Below are 18,568 nucleotides of genomic sequence, written 5' to 3'. Positions count from 1 at the left end.
CGACCCCGCTCAGCGGGGCCGAACCCACCCGAATCGAAGACGGAACCGGCACAGGCTGTCGCCCGGCACTCGTAGGCTGAGGCGCGACCGACACACACGGACAGGAGATCGCGGTGGCCCAGACGAAAACGGACGCTCCGACCGTCGACGAGCTGCTCACCGAACTCGCCGCGCTCGACGACCCGAAGATCCGCGCGGTGAACGAGAAACACGGCAACGACCACGGCGTGAACCTCTCCGCCCTGCGCGCCGTCGCCAAGCGGGTGAAGACGCAGCACGAGCTCGCGCAGCAACTCTGGGCCACCGGTGACACCGCCGCCCGGCTGCTCGCGCTGCTGATCTGCCGCCCGAAGGCGTTCACCGTCGACGAGCTCGACGCGATGGTCCGCGAGACCGGCACCCCGAAGGTGCACCACTGGTTCGTCAACTACGTCGTGAAGAAGAACCCGCATGCGGAGGAGCTGCGGGGCAGGTGGATGACCGACCCCGATCCGATCGTCGCGAGCGCGGGCTGGGCGCTCACCGCCGAGCGCGTCGTCAAGAACGCCGACGGCGTCGACCTGTCCAGTCTGCTCGACACCATCGACGCCCAGATGCGCGACGCCCCCGAACGATTGCAATGGGCGATGAACACGTGCCTGGCGCAGATCGGCATCGAACACCCCGGCCACCGCGCCCGCGCGCTCGACATCGGCGAACGCCTCGAGGTGCTGAAGGACTATCCGACGTCCCCGGGCTGCACGTCGCCGTACGCGCCGGCCTGGATAGGCGAGATGGTGCGGCGGAAGAACGAAGCGAAGACCATCCGGCCGTAGCTCAGGCCACGTCGAGGGTGCGGATCTGCTGCCGGATCTCGTTCCACCCGGTGGTCCGTCCCGTCAGCAGCCACACCCGGGCGTCGATGTCGTCGCTCACCGCTCTGCGCACCTCGCCGATGTCGGTGAGTACGGTTCGAGGTCCGACGGATCGGTGCCGGTGAACAGCACAGCGGTGCTCGACTCGTCCGGGAGCGGGAAGTACCCGTACGCGCGGTTGGGGCTGTGCGCGGGCGGAAGATCGAAGCGCTCGGAGTAGCCGTCGAGATAGGCCGCGAGAATGTACGACTCGCCGGACAGCACCGTGCGGCGCTGCTCGTCCGCCGACAGATCCCCGTACGCGCCCGCGGTGCTCGCGGCGATCCGTTCCCCGACGTCGCTGTTGGACATCGGCACCGAGACGGACGGCACGAGCGCGGCGAGCGCCACGCCGATCACCGCCCAGCTCGCGGGCGATCAGCGCGACGACCACGACCGCAGCGACTGTCGCCACGATCGCCGGTATCCGCAGCACGAGGACCGACCCGGGCACGACCACATCGGCGACCCACGCGATCAGCGGCGCGACCGGCGGCTGGTCGGCCGACCCCCAGTCGAGGTGATTGCGGCCCACGGCCAGCATGTACATCTCGTCGAACCAATGGCCGCGGGCACCGGCCACCGCCGCGACCAGGTGCGCGACCGCCACGAGCGCCGCGATCACCCCCACCGCGCGGCCCACGAACGGATGGATCACCCGTTGCTGCGGGGCTTCGTGTTCGACTGTGCGTTCCTGTGCGGTCCTGGCCCAGGCCATACGCATTCGGCTTCCCACGTCGGATCGTTCCGGTCGGTACCGGGAGTGGGCACCTCCCCGAATGGGTACCGTTCCGAGCGAGGGTACGCGGCAGGCCGGGCCCCGCATGCGCTTTCGCGGGAAACCCCGGCCGAGGCCGGATATCAGCGACGACGAGGAGAACGATGCAGCTCCCCACCACCGACACCGACTTCGACACCCTCGACGCGTGGTGGCGGGCCGCGAACTATCTGTCGGTCGGCCAGATCTATCTCATGGACAATCCGCTGCTGCGCGAACCGCTGCGGCCCGAGCACATCAAACCGCGGCTGCTCGGACATTGGGGCACCACACCGGGATTGAACTTCGTCTACGCACACCTCAACCGCGCCATCACCGCCCGCGAGCTGGACATGATGTACGTCATGGGTCCCGGCCACGGCGGGCCCGGACCGGTGGCCGCGGCGTGGCTCGAAGGCACCTACAGCGAGGTCTACCCGGACGTCTCTCGCGACGAGGACGGCATGCGACGCCTGTTCCGCCAGTTCTCGTTCCCCGGCGGCATTCCCAGCCACGTCGCCCCCGAGACCCCCGGCTCGATCCACGAGGGCGGTGAACTCGGCTACTCCCTCTCGCACGCCTACGGCGCCGCCTTCGACAATCCCGACCTGATCGTCGCCGCGGTCGTCGGCGACGGCGAAGCCGAGACCGGACCGCTGGCCGCGAGCTGGCACTCGACGAAATTCGTCGACCCGCGCCGCGACGGCGCGGTGCTGCCGATCCTGCACCTCAACGGCTTCAAGATCGCCAACCCGACGGTGCTCGCCCGCATCGGCGAGGACGAACTGATCTCGCTGCTGCGCGGCTACGGGCACGAACCGATCGTCGTCGCCGGCGACGATCCCGCCGACATGCACCGGCGCTTCGCCGCCGCCCTCGACGCGGCGCTCGACCGCATCTCCGAGATCCAGCAGACCGCCCGCAGCTCGGGAAACGCGACCCGCCCGGCTTGGCCGATGATCGTGCTCCGGTCCCCGAAGGGGTGGACCGGCCCGGTGGAGGTCGACGACGCCCCGGTCGAGGGCACGTGGCGCGCCCACCAGGTGCCGATCGGTGATCCGCGCGGGAACGACGAGCACCGCCGCCTCCTCGAGGAGTGGCTGCGCAGCTACCGGCCGAAGGAGTTGTTCGACGACGACGGCGTTCCCGTCGCGGCCCTGCGCGACCTCGCGCCCCGTGGCACCCGGCGGATGAGCGCCAACCCGCACGCCAACGGGGGAGCGGTGCTGCGGGATCTGATCCTGCCCGACTTCCGCGACTACGCCGTCGACGTTCCCGAACCGGCCACCGCCACCGGCGAGGCCACCCGCATCCTCGGCACCTTCCTGCGCGACGTCATGCGGCGCAACGCCACGAACTTCCGGATGTTCGCGCCCGACGAGAACAACTCCAACCGCCTCGACGCGGTCCTCGACGCCACCGACCGCACCTGGAACGCGCGCATCGACCCGGGTGACGACCGGGTCGCCCCCGACGGCCGGGTCATGGAGATCCTGTCCGAACACACCTGCCAGGGCTGGCTCGAGGGGTACCTGCTCACCGGCCGGCACGGATTGTTCTCCAGCTACGAGGCTTTCGCGCACCTCGTCGACTCGATGGTCAACCAGCACGCCAAATGGCTGCTCACCACGAACCGGATCCGCTGGCGCCGCCCCATCCCGTCGCTGAACTACCTGCTCACCTCCCACGTGTGGCGGCAGGACCACAACGGCTTCTCGCACCAGGACCCCGGATTCATCGACCACGTCGTCAACAAGAAACCCGAGGTCGTGCGCGTCTACCTGCCGCCGGACGCCAACACCCTGCTTTCGGTGGCCGATCATTGCTTGCGCACCCGCCAGTACATCAACGTGATCGTCGCCGGGAAGCAACCCGCCGTACAGTTCCTCGACATCGACGACGCGATGACCCACTGCCGCAAGGGCATCGGGATCTGGCAGTGGGCCTCGACCGACCGCGACGCCGAACCGGATGTGGTGCTCGCCTGCGCCGGCGACATCCCCACGATGGAAACCCTCGCGGCCGTCGACATCCTGCACCGCCGCTTCCCCGACCTGCGGATCCGGGTGGTCAACGTCGTCGACCTCATGCGGCTGCAGGACGACCGGGCGCACCCGCACGGGCTGCCGGACGCGCACTTCGACGCGCTGTTCACCACCGACAAGCCGGTGGTCTTCGCCTACCACGGGTATCCGTGGCTGATCCACCGTCTCGTCTACCGGCGCACCAACCACGAGAACTTCCACGTCCACGGCTACATCGAGGAGGGTACGACCACCACGCCGTTCGACATGTGCGTGCTCAACCGCATCGACCGCTACCACCTCGCGCTCGACGTCCTCGACCGCGTCGAGCGGATCCGGCCCATCGCCGGGCACGCCCGTGAAGAGCTCGAGAACATGCTCGCCGAGCACACCCGTTACGTGCGCACCCACGGCGAGGACATGCCGGTGATCACCGACTGGCACTGGCAGGGCGTCGGAATCGACTGAGCATCACTCCGATCCGCGACAGACCAGTCGCCCGGCGGTGAAGGCGTCGACGTCGACCTCGTCGAGGGAGGTCACCACCAGATCGGCGCCCGCGTCTTCGAGGTCGGCGGTGTCGTCGAAACGGGCGACACCGAGCGCCCACATGCCGCCGGCCTTCGCCGCCCGGATCCCGCTGATCGCGTCCTCGACCACCACGCACGCCTGCGCGGGCACCCCGAGTTCGTCGGCGGCGGTGAGGAACAGCTCCGGATCGGGTTTGCCGTGGGCGACCGGGCGCCCGGACAGATCGGCGTCGAACCGGTCGAGCAGTGTCTCGCCGGGACGGTCGTGGGCGGGGACCGCCCGCAGGAACAGTCCGGCATTCTTCGACGAGGACGCCGCGGCCACCGCGATCCCCGCCGCCTGCACGGCCGCGACGAAGCGCACCCCGTCGTCGTAGGCGCGGAACCGGCGCTCGTCGATCAACCGCAGCAACCGAACCTGCTTGCGCTCGGCGTAGTCCACCGCGCGGCGCTCGGCGTCGGGCACCGCGAAGTACTCGAGGGCGGCGCGGGCACCGTCCATCCGCGGCCGGCCCGACAGCATCTGCCGGTACACCTCCGCGGTGAACGCGTGCGCCTGCCAGGAGGTCTCGGGTTGCAGGTCGCGCCAGTCGCCGGTCATCAACTCCGCCAGCGCTTCCCGCCACGCCGTCTCGTGCGGTGAATCGACGAGCACCCCGTCGACGTCGAAGATCACCGCACGGAACCGCGACTGCGTCTCGGCCACGATGTCCTCCTCGCGGTCAGGCAGGGACGGCGGCGAGCCGGAACTCGTGCGACTCGCCGGCGCCGAGCTCGACGAGTTCGCCGTCCACCGCGACCTGCACCGGCACCCGGAAGCCCTCGGTCTCGGCGCGCACCGACAGCTTGTCGCCGTCGATCCGCACCCGCAGGGGAGTGCCGCGGTACCGCATGGAGAACGACACCCCGTCGAGGTGCGAGACCAGCTTGGGCCGGAAGACGAGCACGTCGCCGTACGCGCGGGCACCGACGTAGTAGCGCTGCACCAGATCGAGGGTGCCGCCCATGACCCCCATGTGGATGCCCTCCTTGGTGGTGCCGCCCTGCAGGTCGCTGACGTCGCTCTCGAGCGCGAGCTTGAACCGCAGCCACGACGACTGCGGATCGAAGGTGGCGAGCACACCGGCGAACGTCACGTGACTGAGCGTCGACCCGTGCGAGGTGCGCTGGTCGTAGTAGTCGACGGTGCGGCGCACGAGGTCGCGATCGAACGGATAACCGAGCTGTTCGAACACCTGCCGCAGCTCGGCGTCGTCGAACAGGAAGAACAGCATCACCGTGTCGGCCTGCTTGGCGACCTTGTAGGCATCCGGGTCGCGGCCCTCGGCGCGCAGGATGCGGTCCATCCGGCCGATGTTGCCGTACTCCGTGCGGTAGTGCTCCCAGTCGAGTTCCTCGAGATCCTCGTAGCCTTCGAACTGGCTGATCACCCCGTCGTGGTAGGGCACGAACATCTTCCGGCTCATCTCCGACCAGGTGCGCAGCTCCTCGTCGGTGACCCGCAACCGGGCCCGCAGGGCCGTGCGCCGGCTCTTCGACAGCACCTCGAAGACGTCCAGGGCGCGCGCCGCGATCCACGCGACCATCACGTTCGTGTACGCGTTGTTGCGCAGACCGGCTTCGCTGGACCCCGGATACCGTTCGTGGAACTCGTCCGGGCCCATCACCCCATGGATCTCGTAGCGGTCCCGATCCGGGTTGTAGTGCGCGATCGACGCCCAGAACCGCGCGATCTCGAGCATCATCTCGGCGCCGTAGTCGGCGAGGAAGTCGACGTCGTCCGTGGCCTGGTAGTAGTGCCACACGTTGTAGAAGATCGCGGCGCTGACGTGACGCTGGTTGCGGCTCAGGTCCGGATCCCACTGCCCCGACATCGGGTTCAGATGCACCGTCTGGGTCTCCTCGGTGCCGTCGCTGCCGCTCTGCCAGGGGAACATCGCGCCGCGGTAACCGGCCTCGCTCGCCGCGGCCTGCGCCTCACCCAACCGGCGGTAGCGGTAGAGGATCAGGCCTTTGGTGATCTCCGGCACCCGCAGGTTCAGGAAGGGATAAACGAACATCTCGTCCCAGAACACGTGCCCGCGATAGGCCTCGCCGTTGAGTCCGCGCGCCGGCACTCCCGCGTCGAGGCGCGCGGTGTGCCGTGAGCAGACCTGCAGCACGTGCGAGACGTGCAGGCGCAGCAGCAACTGCGCGCGCGACTCCCGCGGCAGCCGGATGTCGCAGATGTCCCACAGCTCGTCCCAGGCCGCGACGTGCTCGTCGTACGCCTCGGCGAAATCCGGATAGCGCAACACGTGCCGGCCCGCCGACGCCAGGGGCTCGGTGATCGCGTCGTCGCGGGAGGTGAACATCGCCACCATCTTCTCGATCCGCACCGTCGAGCCCTCGGCGATGTCGAAGGAGAGGACCTGCTGGATGTAGTCCTCCATCTGGTACAGATCGCGGTCGACGAGCATCGCTCCTCCCGAACCCTCCCGGAAGACCCGGGTGCGTGCGGCCTGGGCGATGTAGGTGTCGGACTGGCGGATCTGCACCTTCAGCGCGATCGTCTCGGGGCCGTAGGTGCGCGGCGAGACCGGATCGAGGTGCCGTGCCTCGAGATCGCGGTAGCGGGCGACCGCGCGATTGGAGACCCGGCCGTCGAGGGCGGAGACGATCTCGACCCGCCCCGACCAGTTCTCCGGGGTCAGCGACCATTCGAGCGCCCCCTGGTTCGGATGCTCCATGCTCACGAACCGCCTGCTGCGCAGCGACGTCTCGCGGCCGTGCCGATCCCGGAACCGCAGTTCGCGGACCACGGTGGCGGTGCGGATGTCGTAGACGTGCCGGTAGTCGAGGATCTCCACCTGTGCCAGGCGGATCGCCTCGCCGCCGTCGATGCGCAGCTTCAGCACGAGCCAGTTCGGGAGGTTGACAAGATCCTCGTTCAGGACCGGGCTGCCACCCATGATGGTGGTCTCGCGGTTGTAGCAACGATGCGCGTAGGTCCCCGGATAATGGACCTCGCCCATGTCCTCCCACTCGGCGGTGCCGCGTGAACAGAAGTAGCCGTTGCCCGTCGAGGTCAGGGCTTCGCGCAGGGGTTCGTCGTCTGGATCGAAACCGTCGTAGTCGAGGGTGAACTCCGGGTCGTACACGCGAACCTCCTGGCGGTCGTAGTCGACACGAACTGTCCGGCGGTGCTGTCACCCGGCGGCGCTGTCATCTACCCAGGGCCGACAGGAAACGTTCGACGTCGTCGACCGACGCGAGGACGAACTCGGCGTCGGTGCGGCGTCCGGCCATCTCCGGGTCGTCGGGGCTGCCGACGAGGATCCCGATGCCGCGACCCCGCAACGCCCGGAAGGCGTCCTCGTCGGTGATGTCGTCGCCGAGATAGAGCGGCACGACGTCGTCGGAGGCGAGACCGAGGACCTCGATCAGGTGCAGGACCGCCTTGCCCTTGTTCCAGTCCACGGCCGGTTTGAGTTCGTAGACCATCTTTCCCGGCACCACGGCGAGCCGGTCGGGGTTCTCCTGCAACAGCGTCTCGACGATCGCACCCACCCGGTCGTGCACCTCGGGGGAGGCCTGCCGGTAGTGCACGGCAACCGACGCGCGCTTCGGTTCGATGCCGACACCGTCGAGACCGTCCAGGCGGGTGCGCAGGGTCTCGGTGGTCTCGGTGATCAGATCGGTGAAGTCGGTGAGGACGTCGTGGGCGATCTGCCCGTGGGTGGGGCTCCAGATGTCGAAACCGTGGCTGCCGGCGACGACGAGATCGTCGACACCCATGAGCTGTTGGACGACGTCGCGGTCGCGGCCGGTGACGATGCACACCGACACGCGGTCGGCGAGCTCGCGGACGGTGCGGCGCATGGTATCCGACCACACCGCGTCCTCGGGACGGGCGACGATCGGGGTGAGCACACCGTCGTAGTCGAGGAAGACCGCGGGCCGACGGCCCGCGAGACGGTCGGACAGGGCGACGCCGTCGAGTGCCGACGGTAGGTCCTCCACGGTACGCGGCGCGGTCATCTGATCGGTACTCCTGTCGTCGCGGCGACCCGTCATGGTTCGCACCGTACACAAAGATCGAAAGGCTCGGCCGTGATCCGGGGAGGGGGACCGGCCGGATGCAGCGGTCAGCGGACCGGGCGTCGCCAGTGCTCGTCCGCGGTGAGCCGGGAGCGGACGTGTTCGGCGGCGTCGTCGTTGCGGAACGGGCCGGCCAGCAGGTCGGCGTACACGTGTGAGATCGCGGCATGGCGCAGTCCGCCGCGGCGGTCCATCCGTTCGAAGACCACCGGCGACCAGGGAATCGCCACCACCACGTCGCCGCCGTGCTCGACCGGGCGCAGGCCGAGACTGTCGGCGAAGTCGTCGGGGTCGTCGGCGTAGACCTCGAGCAGCGCCGGGGCCGCGTAGTCGGTGGCACCGACGCCGGTGAGCGCGTAGGGGATGTCGATGCGTTCGGCCAGTCGCGCGCGGGTCGCGGTGACGCCCTCGGGGGCGGTGAACCGGCGGACCGCGCACACCTTCCGCTCGGCGGCCCAGGCCCGCAGCATCGGTTCCCAGCGCACCTCGACGATCGGGCCGCGCGGGACCCGGCGCACGAGCTCACGTTCGACGAGCACCTCGACGACGCGGTAGGTCGCGCCGGTGGACGCGCCGGACAGCTTGATCAGTTCCGGGACGGAGATCTCCCCGACGTGATCGGCGAGTGCGCGCACCACGCGGTCGGACGGTTCGCCGGTGAGCACCCCGGACGGGCGGCCCGGGCCGCGCCACGGGTCGGCGTCGGCGCCGCGGTCGCGGACCCACACCGCCGGACGGTCGGCGACGAGCGAGAGGTTGCCGGTCGCGTCGGCGTAGGAGATGCCGTGCCGGTCGAGCTGGCGGCGCACCGGATCGGACAGATAGTGGGCGCACACGAAGCCGCGGTCGGAGTCGGACAGGTCGGCGGCGATGCGCGCGACGTCGCCGGAGAGCACACCGCGGGAGGCGACCACGGAGAAGGACACGGTGTCGCCGTCGGGGGCGGAGACGAGCATCCGGGTGGGTGCCTCGGGGGAGCGGGGGCGGTCGCTCGACAGCGACCAGCCGAGCGGCAGGCACGCCTCGAGTCGGGCGGTGGCGCGACGGTAGATGTCGATGTACCGCTCGGGGCGGGGACCGACGGTGTTCTCGGGGGCGGGAGCCGACTGTGTCACATCCACCACCGTAGTCACTCTGTGCATGACGGAAAAGAGAAATAAACGAAATCCCATAGGGCGGAACAGCGCCCCTCCCGCACCGCAAACTATGACGCGGCATGCGCTAGTTTCGTGACCATGACCGACATCACCGGGCGCATCGCGTTCGTTCAGGCGACCTGGCACCGCAACATCGTCGACCAGGCACGTACAGGCTTCACCGACGAGATCACCCGCCTCGGCGTCTCGCAGGACGCCCTGGACTTCTTCGACGTCCCCGGCGCCTTCGAGATCCCGCTGCACGCCAAGCGACTGGCGAAGACCGGGCGCTACGACGCGATCGTCGCGGCCGGGCTGGTCGTCGACGGCGGCATCTACCGGCACGACTTCGTCGCCACCGCGGTGATCGACGGCCTGATGCGCGTCCAGCTCGACACCGATGTGCCGGTCTTCTCCGTCGTCCTCACCCCCCACAACTTCCACGAGCACGACGAGCACGTCGAGTACTTCACGCGGCACTTCCTCAAGAAGGGCGCCGAGGCGGCTCGCGCCGTCGACGCCACGGTGCGCTCGCTGCGCGCGCTGCCGACCGGAGACTGAGCCCCGGCCGGCAGCGCGCGTCGGATCAGCGTGCGCTGCCGGAGGGATCCTTCGCCACCGAGTCCTCGCCGGCCGCTGCCTGGTTCGGAGCCTCGGTGCGCCGACGGTAGGCCGCCCGCGCGGTCTCGTCGGTATTCAGTGCCAGCGACTGCAGACCGAATGCCGCGGAGATGCGGTGACGGGTCGCCTCCGGCACCGCCTTCAGCGCTCCGAGGATCGCACCCGCCGTGCGGGGCACGTACCGCAGGCCGGGACGAGCCGTCGCGATCACCTGCACGATCGCGGCGGCGACCTCGTCCGGGCCGACCATGGCGAGCTTCTCGATGAGCGCGTTCGGCTTCATGCCCGCGATCAGCTCGGTGCGCACGAAGCCCGGGGCGATCGTGGAGACCACGACGTTCGAGTCGGCAAGCTCCTGGCGCAGCACCGATCCGAGGCCGATCACGGCGTGCTTGGTCGCGGAGTACACCGCGAGGCCGGGGGCGCCTTCGATGCCCACGACGGAGCCGAGATTGACGATGTGTCCGTAGCCCTGTTCGGTGAACCGCGCGGCGGCCAGCTTCGAACCGAGGATCACGCCGCGGACGTTGACGTCGATCTGCCGGTCGGTGACCGTGTCGGTCTCCTCGAGGAACGCGCCGGTGGGCATGATGCCGGCGTTGTTGACGAGCACGTCGATCCCGCCGAACTCCATGTGGGCCAGGCTGAGGAATTCGTCGAAGGATCCTCGGTCGGTGACGTCCAGAGGCAACCCGAGCACCGTGGTGCCGAAGCGCGCACCGATCCGGGCGGCGGTGTCCTGCACGAGATCCTTGTCGATGTCGCCGATGGCCACTCGCGCGCCGGCTGCGACGAGGGCTTCGGCCGTCGCCTGTCCGATGCCGCGCGCTCCGCCGGTGATGACAACCCTCTTGCCGTGCACGTTCAGGCTCATGCCGTGTCGTCCTTTCCTCGCTGTGCTGGTGAAATCGACGGTACGAACCGAGCTCTCCGTGATCCATGCCACTATCGGCAAGTTCTTGTGAATTTCGGCCACGCTGCCGAGGATGGAGCCTCGTGAACCCCTGGACCTCCCGCCGCGCGGCGACGAGCGCGACCCTGATGGTGTCCTTCGGACGCGAGCGCGGTCTCGACCCCGACACGTTGCTGGCAGGTACCGGGTTGGGGAAGGGGGAGATCACCCATCCGGGCGGGGAGATCACCGACGACCAGGAACTGGCCGTGATCGCGAATCTCGTGTCCGCGCTCGACGATCGGCCCGGGGAAGGGTACGCCCTCGGTCTGCGCTACCAGGCGGCGGTGCACGGGATCTTCGGTTACGCCCTGATGAGCTGTGCGACGGTGCGCGACGGCATCGAGGTGGGCACCCGTTTCTTCGATCTCACCTTCGCCTTCTCGCGCGCCGCCCTGGAGTATGCGGGCGACGAGGTCCGCTTCTGCCTCGACGACCGGCACGTGCCGGCGCAGCTGCGGGGCTTCCTGCTGGAGCGCGACGTCTCGGGGATCCTCGCCCATTGGGGTGCGCTGTGGGGGCAGCCGTCGGAGATCCGTCGCATCGAGGTGGCCGAATCGCTCGGTGAGCGGATCGCGCCGGTGTTCCGCGACCGGGGGTTCCTGGTGGAGACGACGGCGTCGACGCATGCGGTGGTAGTGGACGCGCGGGCGTTGGACCGGCCCATGCCGACCGCGAGCCCGGAGGCCGCCGCCGTACTGCTGCGGGAGTGCGCGGAACTGCTGCAGCGCAGACAGAACCACGGCGAGCTCGGTGCCCGCGTGCGGGAAGTGCTGCTGCGCCGGGCCGCGGAGGGCCCCACGCAGGACCAGGTGGCCGCGGAGCTGGGGTCGAGTGTGCGCACCCTCCGGCGGCAGCTGGGGGAGGAGGGGACCTCGTACCGGGCGATCGTGGCCGAGACGCTGGGGACGATGGCGGGGGAGCTGCTGGATGCGGGCCTGCCGGTGGAGAGGGTGGCGCACCGTCTGGGCTACGCCGATGCGTCGAGCTTCTCGGTGGCGTTCAAGCGGTGGACCGGCCGGACGCCGGGTGGGCGACGACGGGAGAGACGCTCGGTCTGAGGCGACTGCGGGACCGGTTCGAGAGCCCGTGGAGATATTCTGAGTAATACGGAAACCATAGAAAACCAGAATTCATCCTCCCTCACGACCTACTCACCACACACCGCAGCACCAGCTAACAACCACTAGCCCAGCCAAGAGGGCCACAGTGTCAGCGGCTCGATGCCTCCGGGCGTCGAGTCATGGCCAGGGGAACGAGCACACCGAGCAGCGCGGCGGGCAGCAGAAACGCGAGGACCGGGTCGGCGCCGTACACCGGCGTCAGCAGGAGAGGGGAGAAGGCCGCACCACCGAAGCGGAAGGCCTGCACGACGGACACCGCGCCACCGCGGTTGCCGCTCGGCCCACCGAGCACCGCGGCGTTGACCCCGACGAGGATGAACTGCGAAGCGATACCTGCCAGGAACCACGCGACGCCGAGCACGACGAGCCACGGGACGGTACCGACGACCACGACCAGCGCTGCGCCGCTCACCGCGCCGATGAGCACGATCGCGCGGGCACCGACGCGGTCGATGAGCATCCCGACCGGCCGGGAACTGAGGATGCCGGCGAGTCCGAACACGGTGAGTACCACGCCGCGTTCGGACGGGGACAACCCGAAGTCGTCCTCGACCCGGAAGGCGAGGAGGAATCCGAGTCCGCCGAGCGCACCCCAACCGAGCAACGCGACCAGCCCGATACGCAGGACGCGCGGGGTCAGCGCATCGCGCAGTCGGACCCGAGTGGTACCGGACGGGTCGTCGCGCACCGATTCGGGCAGGCCGGCGAGCGCCAGGAGCAGCGCGGCGCCGGCAAGCACGACGAACGCCCATCTCCAGCTCACCTCGGCGGCGAGACCGCCGATCAGTGGGGCGACGGTCTGGCCGGCGGCCTGCATCGCCCCGAACAATCCGAGAGCGCGGCCGAGCCTGTCCTTCGGGGTGATGACGGCCAGCGCCGCGAGCAGCAGCGGAGTGGTGAACGCGTTGGCCGCGCCCTGCAGCATGCGGGTGCCGATGAGCACCGAGAAGGTCGGCGCCAGCGCCGCGGCGATCGAGACCGCCGCGTAGACGAGATAGGCGGTGCGCACGGTGCGGATGCGTCCCCACCGTGCGCCGAGCGTGCCGGAGAACAGCATCGCGGCGGCGAACACACCGAGATAGGCGGTGACCGTCGTCGCGGCCGTGCCGGTGGACACACCGGTGTCGGCGCCGATCTCGGGCAGCATCGACACGACGACACTGCCGCCGAAGGGACCGAGGAATCCCCCCGCGTACAGCGCCGTGCGCTGCAGCGGTTCGCGCAGATCCCTCACCTGTTGAAGCCGCCGGGGCCCCGTCGCCGCAGATAGCGTTCGAACTCGGCGGCGAGGGCGTCGCCGTCGATCTTGGCGATGACCTCGGAGATGTCCTCCTCGGCCTCGGCGTCGCCGCGCTCCTCGAGGGTGCGCACGTACTCGGCGATCTCCTCGTCGTCCTCGATCATGTCGGTGACGGTCTGTTCCCACTCCTCGGCGAGGAGGGGGAGTTCGCCGAGTGGCACCTCGAGGTCGAGGACGTCCTCGACGCGGCGCAGCAGCGCCACGGTGGCCTTGGGGTTCGGCGGGTTGGACACGTAGTGGGGGATCGCCGCCCAGAACGACACCGCGGGGATGCCCGCGCGCACGAAGGCGTCCTGCAGCACGCCGGTGATTCCGGTGGGTCCTTCGTAGCGGGAGGTCTGCAGCTTGAACCGTTCGGCGGCCTCGGAGCTGTAGGCGGTGCCGGTCACCGGGACCGGGCGGGTGTGCGGGGTGTCGGCGAGCAGTGCGCCGAGCAGGACGACGGTGTGGACCTCGAACTCGTCGACGAGTTCGATGATGGCGTCGCAGAAGCTGCGCCAGCGCATGCTCGGCTCGATGCCGTGCAGCAGGACGACGTCGCGGTCGCTGCCGGGCGGGGAGCACAGCGACAGTCGGGTGGTGGGCCAGTCGATCTCGCGGGTGACACCGTCGACGAGACGGACCTGTGGCCGGTTGACCTGGTAGTCGTAGTACTCCTCGGAGTCCAGCTCGGCGAAGGGCTCGGCGTCCCAGATCAACTCGAGGTGCTCGACGGCGCCGCTGGCGGCGTCGCCGGCGTCGTTCCACCCCTCGAAGGCGGCGACGAGCACCGGATCGCGCAGGACGGGGACGTCCTGGTCCGGGGTCTCGGGATACTCGGGTGTACTCACTCGTCCAGCCTACGACCCGGGCCGATCCGGGCGCCCACTAGTCTGAAGGGCATGTCCACCCCACTTCATTCTGTCCTGCTCGATGCGCTGACCCAGCGCGTTGTCATCGGAGACGGGGCGATGGGCACCATGTTGCAGGCCGCGGATCTCTCGCTCGACGACTTCCGCGGTTTGGAGGGGTGCAACGAGATCCTCAACGAATCTCGTCCCGATGTGATCCGGGGGATCCACCGGGCGTACTTCGAGGCCGGCGCCGACGTCGTCTCGACGAACACCTTCGGCTGCAACCTGCCCAACCTCGCCGACTACGACATCGCCGACCGCATCCGTGAGCTGTCCGAGCTCGGTACCCGCCTCGCCCGCGAGGTCGCCGACGAGATGGGCCCCGGCGCCGACGGCATGGCCCGCATGGTGATCGGGTCGATGGGTCCGGGTACGAAGCTGCCCACCCTCGGCCACGCGCCGTTCGCTGCGCTGCGCGACGCCTACGGTGAGGCGGCGCTGGGCATGCTCGACGGTGGTGCCGACGCGATCCTGGTGGAGACCTGTCAGGACCTGTTGCAGGCGAAGGCCGCGATCATCGGTAGCAAGCGGGCGATGGAGCAGGCCGGTCGCCGGATCCCGATCGTCACTCACGTGACGGTGGAGACCACCGGCACGATGCTGCTCGGTTCCGAGATCGGTGCCGCGCTGACCGCCCTCGAGCCGCTCGGCATCGACCTGATCGGGTTGAACTGCGCGACCGGTCCGGCGGAGATGAGCGAGCACCTGCGGTATCTGTCGCAGCACGCGACGATCCCGGTGTCGGTGATGCCGAATGCGGGTCTGCCGGTGCTGGGCGCGAACGGTGCCGAGTACCCGCTGCAGCCGGAGGAGCTCGCCCAGGCGTTGGCCGGTTTCGTCTCCGAGTACGGGCTGACCTTCGTCGGTGGCTGCTGCGGCACCACCCCCGAGCACATCCGGCAGGTCGCGGAGGCGGTGCGCGGGGTGCAGCCGGCGCCGCGCGCCGCGCAGCCGGAGCCGGGTGTGTCGTCGCTGTACACCTCGGTGCCGTTCGAGCAGGACGCGTCGATCCTGATGATCGGTGAGCGCACCAACACGAACGGGTCGAAGGCGTTCCGTGAGGCGATGCTCGCCGCGGATTGGCAGAAGTGCCTGGACATCGCGAAGGACCAGATCCGCGACGGCGCGCACATGCTGGATCTGAACGTCGACTACGTCGGGCGTGACGGGGCGGCGGACATGGCGGAGCTGGCGTCGCGGTTCGCGACGTCGTCGACGTTGCCGATCATGATCGACTCGACGGAGCCGGACGTGATCAAGGCGGGCCTCGAGCATCTCGGTGGCCGCTGCGCGGTGAACTCGGTGAACTACGAGGACGGTGACGGTCCGGGTTCGCGGTTCGAGCGGATCATGGAGCACGTCGTCGAGCACGGCGCGGCGGTGGTCGCGTTGACGATCGACGAGGAGGGCCAGGCCCGTACCGCCGAGCACAAGGTGCGCATCGCCGAGCGGCTGATCGCGGATCTGACCGGTAAGTGGGGGTTGTCGCCGCAGGACATCATCGTCGATGCGTTGACCTTCCCGATCTCGACGGGTCAGGAGGAGGTGCGGCGCGATGCGATCGAGACGATCGAGGCGATCCGCCGCATCCACGAGACGCATCCGGAGGTGCACTTCACCCTCGGTATCTCGAATGTGTCGTTCGGTCTGAATCCGGCGGCGCGGCAGGTGCTGAACTCGGTGTTCCTGAACGAGTGCACCGAGGCGGGGCTGGACACGGCGATCGTGCACGCGTCGAAGATCCTGCCGATGGCGCGGATCCCGGAGGAACAGCGGCAGGTCGCGCTGGATCTGGTGTACGACCGGCGCAGCGAGGGTTACGACCCGCTGCAGAAGCTGATGGAGCTGTTCGAGGGGGTGTCGGCGGCGTCGGCACGCGAGTCGCGGGCGCAGGAGCTGGCGGCGTTGCCGCTGTTCGAGCGGCTCGAGCGGCGCATCGTCGACGGCGAGCGCAACGGTCTCGAGGACGATCTGACCGAGGCGATGAGGACCACCCCGCCGCTGGCGATCATCAACGACACGCTGCTGTCGGGCATGAAGACTGTTGGTGAGCTGTTCGGGTCGGGTCAGATGCAGTTGCCGTTCGTGCTGCAGTCCGCCGAAGTGATGAAGACCGCGGTGGCGTTCCTCGAGCCGCACATGGAGTCGACGGGCGACGAGGGCAAGGGCCGGATCGTGCTGGCGACGGTCAAGGGCGATGTGCACGACATCGGCAAGAACCTCGTGGACATCATCCTGTCGAACAACGGCTACGAGGTGGTCAACCTCGGCATCAAGCAGCCGATCGCGACGATCCTCGACGCGGCGGTGGACAAGCGCGCCGATGTGATCGGCATGTCGGGTCTGCTCGTGAAGTCGACGGTGGTGATGAAGGAGAACCTCGAGGAGCTCAACTCCCGCGGGGTCGCGGAGCAGTTCCCGGTGTTGCTCGGTGGTGCGGCGCTGACCCGCAGCTACGTCGAGAACGATCTGGCGGAGGTCTACGAGGGCAAGGTGTCGTACGCCCGCGACGCGTTCGAGGGTCTGTCGCTGATGGACCGTGTCATGGCCGAGAAGCGCGGTGAGGGTCCGGCGCCGGACAGCCCAGAGGCGATCGAGGCCGCCCGCAAGGCCGCCGAGCGCAAGGAGCGGCACGAGCGCAGCAAGCGAATCGCGGAGAAGCGCAAGGCCGCGGAAACGCCGGCGGAGATCCCCGAGCGCAGTGACATCGCGAAGGATCTGCCGGTGCCGACGCCGCCGTTCTGGGGCACCCGGGTGATCAAGGGCATCCCGCTGGCCGACTATGCGGCGCTGGTCGACGAGCGTGCGCTGTTCCTGGGGCAGTGGGGCCTGCGCGGGCAGCGCGGTGGCGACGGCCCGAGCTACGAGGAGCTCGTGGAGACCGAGGGCCGGCCGCGGTTGCGGTACTGGCTGGACCGGTTGGCGACCGAGGGCATCCTGCAGCACGCGGCGGTGGTGTACGGCTACTTTCCGGCGGTGTCCGAGGGTGACGACGTGGTGGTGCTGACCGAGCCGCGCCCGGATGCTCCCGAGCGTTACCGGTTCACCTTCCCGCGGCAGCAGCGTTCGCGGTTCCTGTGCATCGCCGATTTCGTGCGGTCGCGGGAGGATGCGCTCGCGTCGGGTCAGGTGGATGTGTGGCCGTTCCAGTTGGTGACGATGGGGCAGCCGATCGCGGACTTCGCGAACGAGTTGTTCGCGTCGAATTCGTACCGTGACTATCTCGAGGTGCACGGCATCGGTGTGCAGCTGACCGAGGCGCTGGCCGAGTACTGGCATCGGCGGGTGCGACAGGAGCTGGCGTTCGCCGAGGGCGGCACGGCCGCGGACGAGGATCCGGAGGAGGTCGCGGAGTACTTCAAGCTCGCCTACCGTGGCGCCCGGTTCGCGTTCGGTTACGGCGCGTGCCCGAATCTCGAGGATCGCATCAAGCTGGTCGAGCTGCTCGAACCCGAGCGGATCGGGGTGGAGCTGTCGGAGGAGCTGCAGTTGCATCCCGAGCAGTCCACCGATGCGTTCGTGCTGCACCACCCGGAGGCGAAGTACTTCAATGTCTGATCGGGTGGAGGCGCCGCTCGCGGTGCAGACCGGTGCGCTGCGGGCGGTGCTGTGGGACATGGACGGCACCCTGCTCGAATCGGAACGCTTGTGGGACATCGGGATGCACGAGTTGTCGTTGCATCTCGGTGGGCCGATGAGCGACGAGACCCGCATCTCCACGATCGGGGGGCCGATGGATCTGGCGGTGCTGCGCACCTTCGCCGGGTTGGGTCTGGAACCGACCCCGGACGAGGCGGCCGCTGCGGCGGCGTGGCTGACCGACTACATGGGCCGGTTGTTCGCTAACGGACTCACGTGGCGGCCCGGCGCGCAGGCCGCGCTGCGCACCGTCCGCGAGGCGGGACTGGGGTCGGTGCTGGTGACCAACACCGAGCGGGCGCTGTGCGAGGTGGCCCTCGAGACCCTGGGCCGCGCGCATTTCGATCATTCGGTGTGCGGCGACGAGGTGCCGGCCGGCAAACCCGATCCGGCGCCCTACCTGCGGGCCGCGGAGTTGCTCGGTCTGGATCCGGCGCAGTGCCTGGCGGTGGAGGATTCCCCGACCGGGGCGGCCGCGGCGGATGCGGCCGGGTGCACGGTGCTGGTGGTGCCGTCGCTGGTGGATGTGCCCGGCGCGGAGCGGCGAGTGTTCCGGTCCACGCTCGAGGGGTTGAGCGCCGAGGATCTGCACGAGCTGCACGGTGCGGGGGTGCCCTGA

At 69.2% G+C, this 18,568-nt stretch carries 14 protein-coding genes; 6 read left to right on the top strand and 8 right to left on the bottom strand.

The window, feature by feature from the left end; translation table 11 throughout:
- Positions 1–113 precede the first annotated feature (113 nt).
- Positions 114–815, top strand: a complete 702-nt coding sequence (locus ACLBYD_RS10355; RefSeq protein ID WP_447816356.1) for a DNA alkylation repair protein — start codon at positions 114–116, stop codon at positions 813–815.
- A 96-nt stretch (positions 816–911) separates the two neighbouring features.
- Here ACLBYD_RS10355 and ACLBYD_RS10350 read toward each other — a convergent pair whose 3' ends face one another.
- On the bottom strand, positions 912–1,244 hold the full coding sequence (locus ACLBYD_RS10350; RefSeq protein WP_447816355.1) for a hypothetical protein: 333 nt from the start codon (positions 1,242–1,244) through the stop codon (positions 912–914).
- Positions 1,245–1,775: 531 nt separating this feature from the next.
- Here ACLBYD_RS10350 and ACLBYD_RS10345 point away from each other — a divergent pair.
- Positions 1,776–4,142, top strand: a complete 2,367-nt coding sequence (locus ACLBYD_RS10345) for a phosphoketolase family protein (protein ID WP_447816354.1) — start codon at positions 1,776–1,778, stop codon at positions 4,140–4,142.
- Positions 4,143–4,145: 3 nt separating this feature from the next.
- On the opposite strand, the gene ACLBYD_RS10340 is transcribed toward ACLBYD_RS10345, so the two are convergent.
- From ACLBYD_RS10340 to ACLBYD_RS10325, 4 genes are all read right to left on the bottom strand, one after another.
- Positions 4,146–4,910, bottom strand: a complete 765-nt coding sequence (locus tag ACLBYD_RS10340) for an HAD family hydrolase (RefSeq protein ID WP_447816353.1) — start codon at positions 4,908–4,910, stop codon at positions 4,146–4,148.
- Between the two features lie 16 nt (positions 4,911–4,926).
- Complete coding sequence (locus tag ACLBYD_RS10335) at positions 4,927–7,344, bottom strand: glycoside hydrolase family 65 protein (RefSeq protein ID WP_447816352.1); 2,418 nt, start codon at positions 7,342–7,344, stop codon at positions 4,927–4,929.
- A 64-nt stretch (positions 7,345–7,408) separates the two neighbouring features.
- On the bottom strand, positions 7,409–8,224 hold the full coding sequence (gene otsB / locus ACLBYD_RS10330; RefSeq protein ID WP_447816351.1) for a trehalose-phosphatase: 816 nt from the start codon (positions 8,222–8,224) through the stop codon (positions 7,409–7,411).
- A 107-nt stretch (positions 8,225–8,331) separates the two neighbouring features.
- Positions 8,332–9,399 (bottom strand): helix-turn-helix domain-containing protein, encoded by a 1,068-nt coding sequence (locus ACLBYD_RS10325; protein ID WP_447816350.1) that lies wholly within the window; start codon positions 9,397–9,399, stop codon positions 8,332–8,334.
- Positions 9,400–9,519: 120 nt separating this feature from the next.
- On the opposite strand from ACLBYD_RS10325, the gene ACLBYD_RS10320 reads away from it, so the two are divergent.
- The gene (locus tag ACLBYD_RS10320; RefSeq protein ID WP_447816349.1) at positions 9,520–9,981 is read left to right on the top strand and encodes a 6,7-dimethyl-8-ribityllumazine synthase; all 462 of its coding nucleotides are present in this window, start codon (positions 9,520–9,522) and stop codon (positions 9,979–9,981) included.
- A 25-nt stretch (positions 9,982–10,006) separates the two neighbouring features.
- Here ACLBYD_RS10320 and ACLBYD_RS10315 read toward each other — a convergent pair whose 3' ends face one another.
- The gene (locus tag ACLBYD_RS10315; RefSeq protein WP_447816348.1) at positions 10,007–10,915 is read right to left on the bottom strand and encodes an SDR family oxidoreductase; all 909 of its coding nucleotides are present in this window, start codon (positions 10,913–10,915) and stop codon (positions 10,007–10,009) included.
- A 122-nt stretch (positions 10,916–11,037) separates the two neighbouring features.
- On the opposite strand from ACLBYD_RS10315, the gene ACLBYD_RS10310 reads away from it, so the two are divergent.
- Positions 11,038–12,054 (top strand): AraC family transcriptional regulator ligand-binding domain-containing protein, encoded by a 1,017-nt coding sequence (locus tag ACLBYD_RS10310; RefSeq protein ID WP_447816347.1) that lies wholly within the window; start codon positions 11,038–11,040, stop codon positions 12,052–12,054.
- Between the two features lie 151 nt (positions 12,055–12,205).
- Here the strand turns inward: ACLBYD_RS10310 and ACLBYD_RS10305 are convergent, their stop codons facing one another.
- Together ACLBYD_RS10305 and ACLBYD_RS10300 are read right to left on the bottom strand one after the other, a co-directional pair.
- A complete protein-coding gene (locus tag ACLBYD_RS10305) occupies positions 12,206–13,351 on the bottom strand; it encodes an MFS transporter (RefSeq protein ID WP_447816346.1) in 1,146 nt (381 codons plus the stop codon).
- Positions 13,348–14,247, bottom strand: coding sequence for a PAC2 family protein (locus ACLBYD_RS10300; protein WP_016690813.1), 900 nt, complete (start codon positions 14,245–14,247; stop codon positions 13,348–13,350). Before ACLBYD_RS10300 ends, ACLBYD_RS10305 begins: the two co-directional genes overlap by 4 nt.
- A gap of 51 nt (positions 14,248–14,298) precedes the next feature.
- Between ACLBYD_RS10300 and metH the strand changes: the two genes are divergently transcribed.
- On the top strand, positions 14,299–17,868 hold the full coding sequence (metH, locus tag ACLBYD_RS10295) for a methionine synthase (protein ID WP_447816345.1): 3,570 nt from the start codon (positions 14,299–14,301) through the stop codon (positions 17,866–17,868).
- Positions 17,861–18,568: an HAD family hydrolase gene (locus ACLBYD_RS10290; protein WP_447816344.1), complete on the top strand. Its 708-nt coding sequence runs from the start codon at positions 17,861–17,863 to the stop codon at positions 18,566–18,568. Before metH ends, ACLBYD_RS10290 begins: the two co-directional genes overlap by 8 nt.

The sequence above is a fragment of the Rhodococcus sp. C26F genome (assembly GCF_053345925.1).
This window is presented reverse-complemented; position numbering and strand designations above follow the sequence as displayed.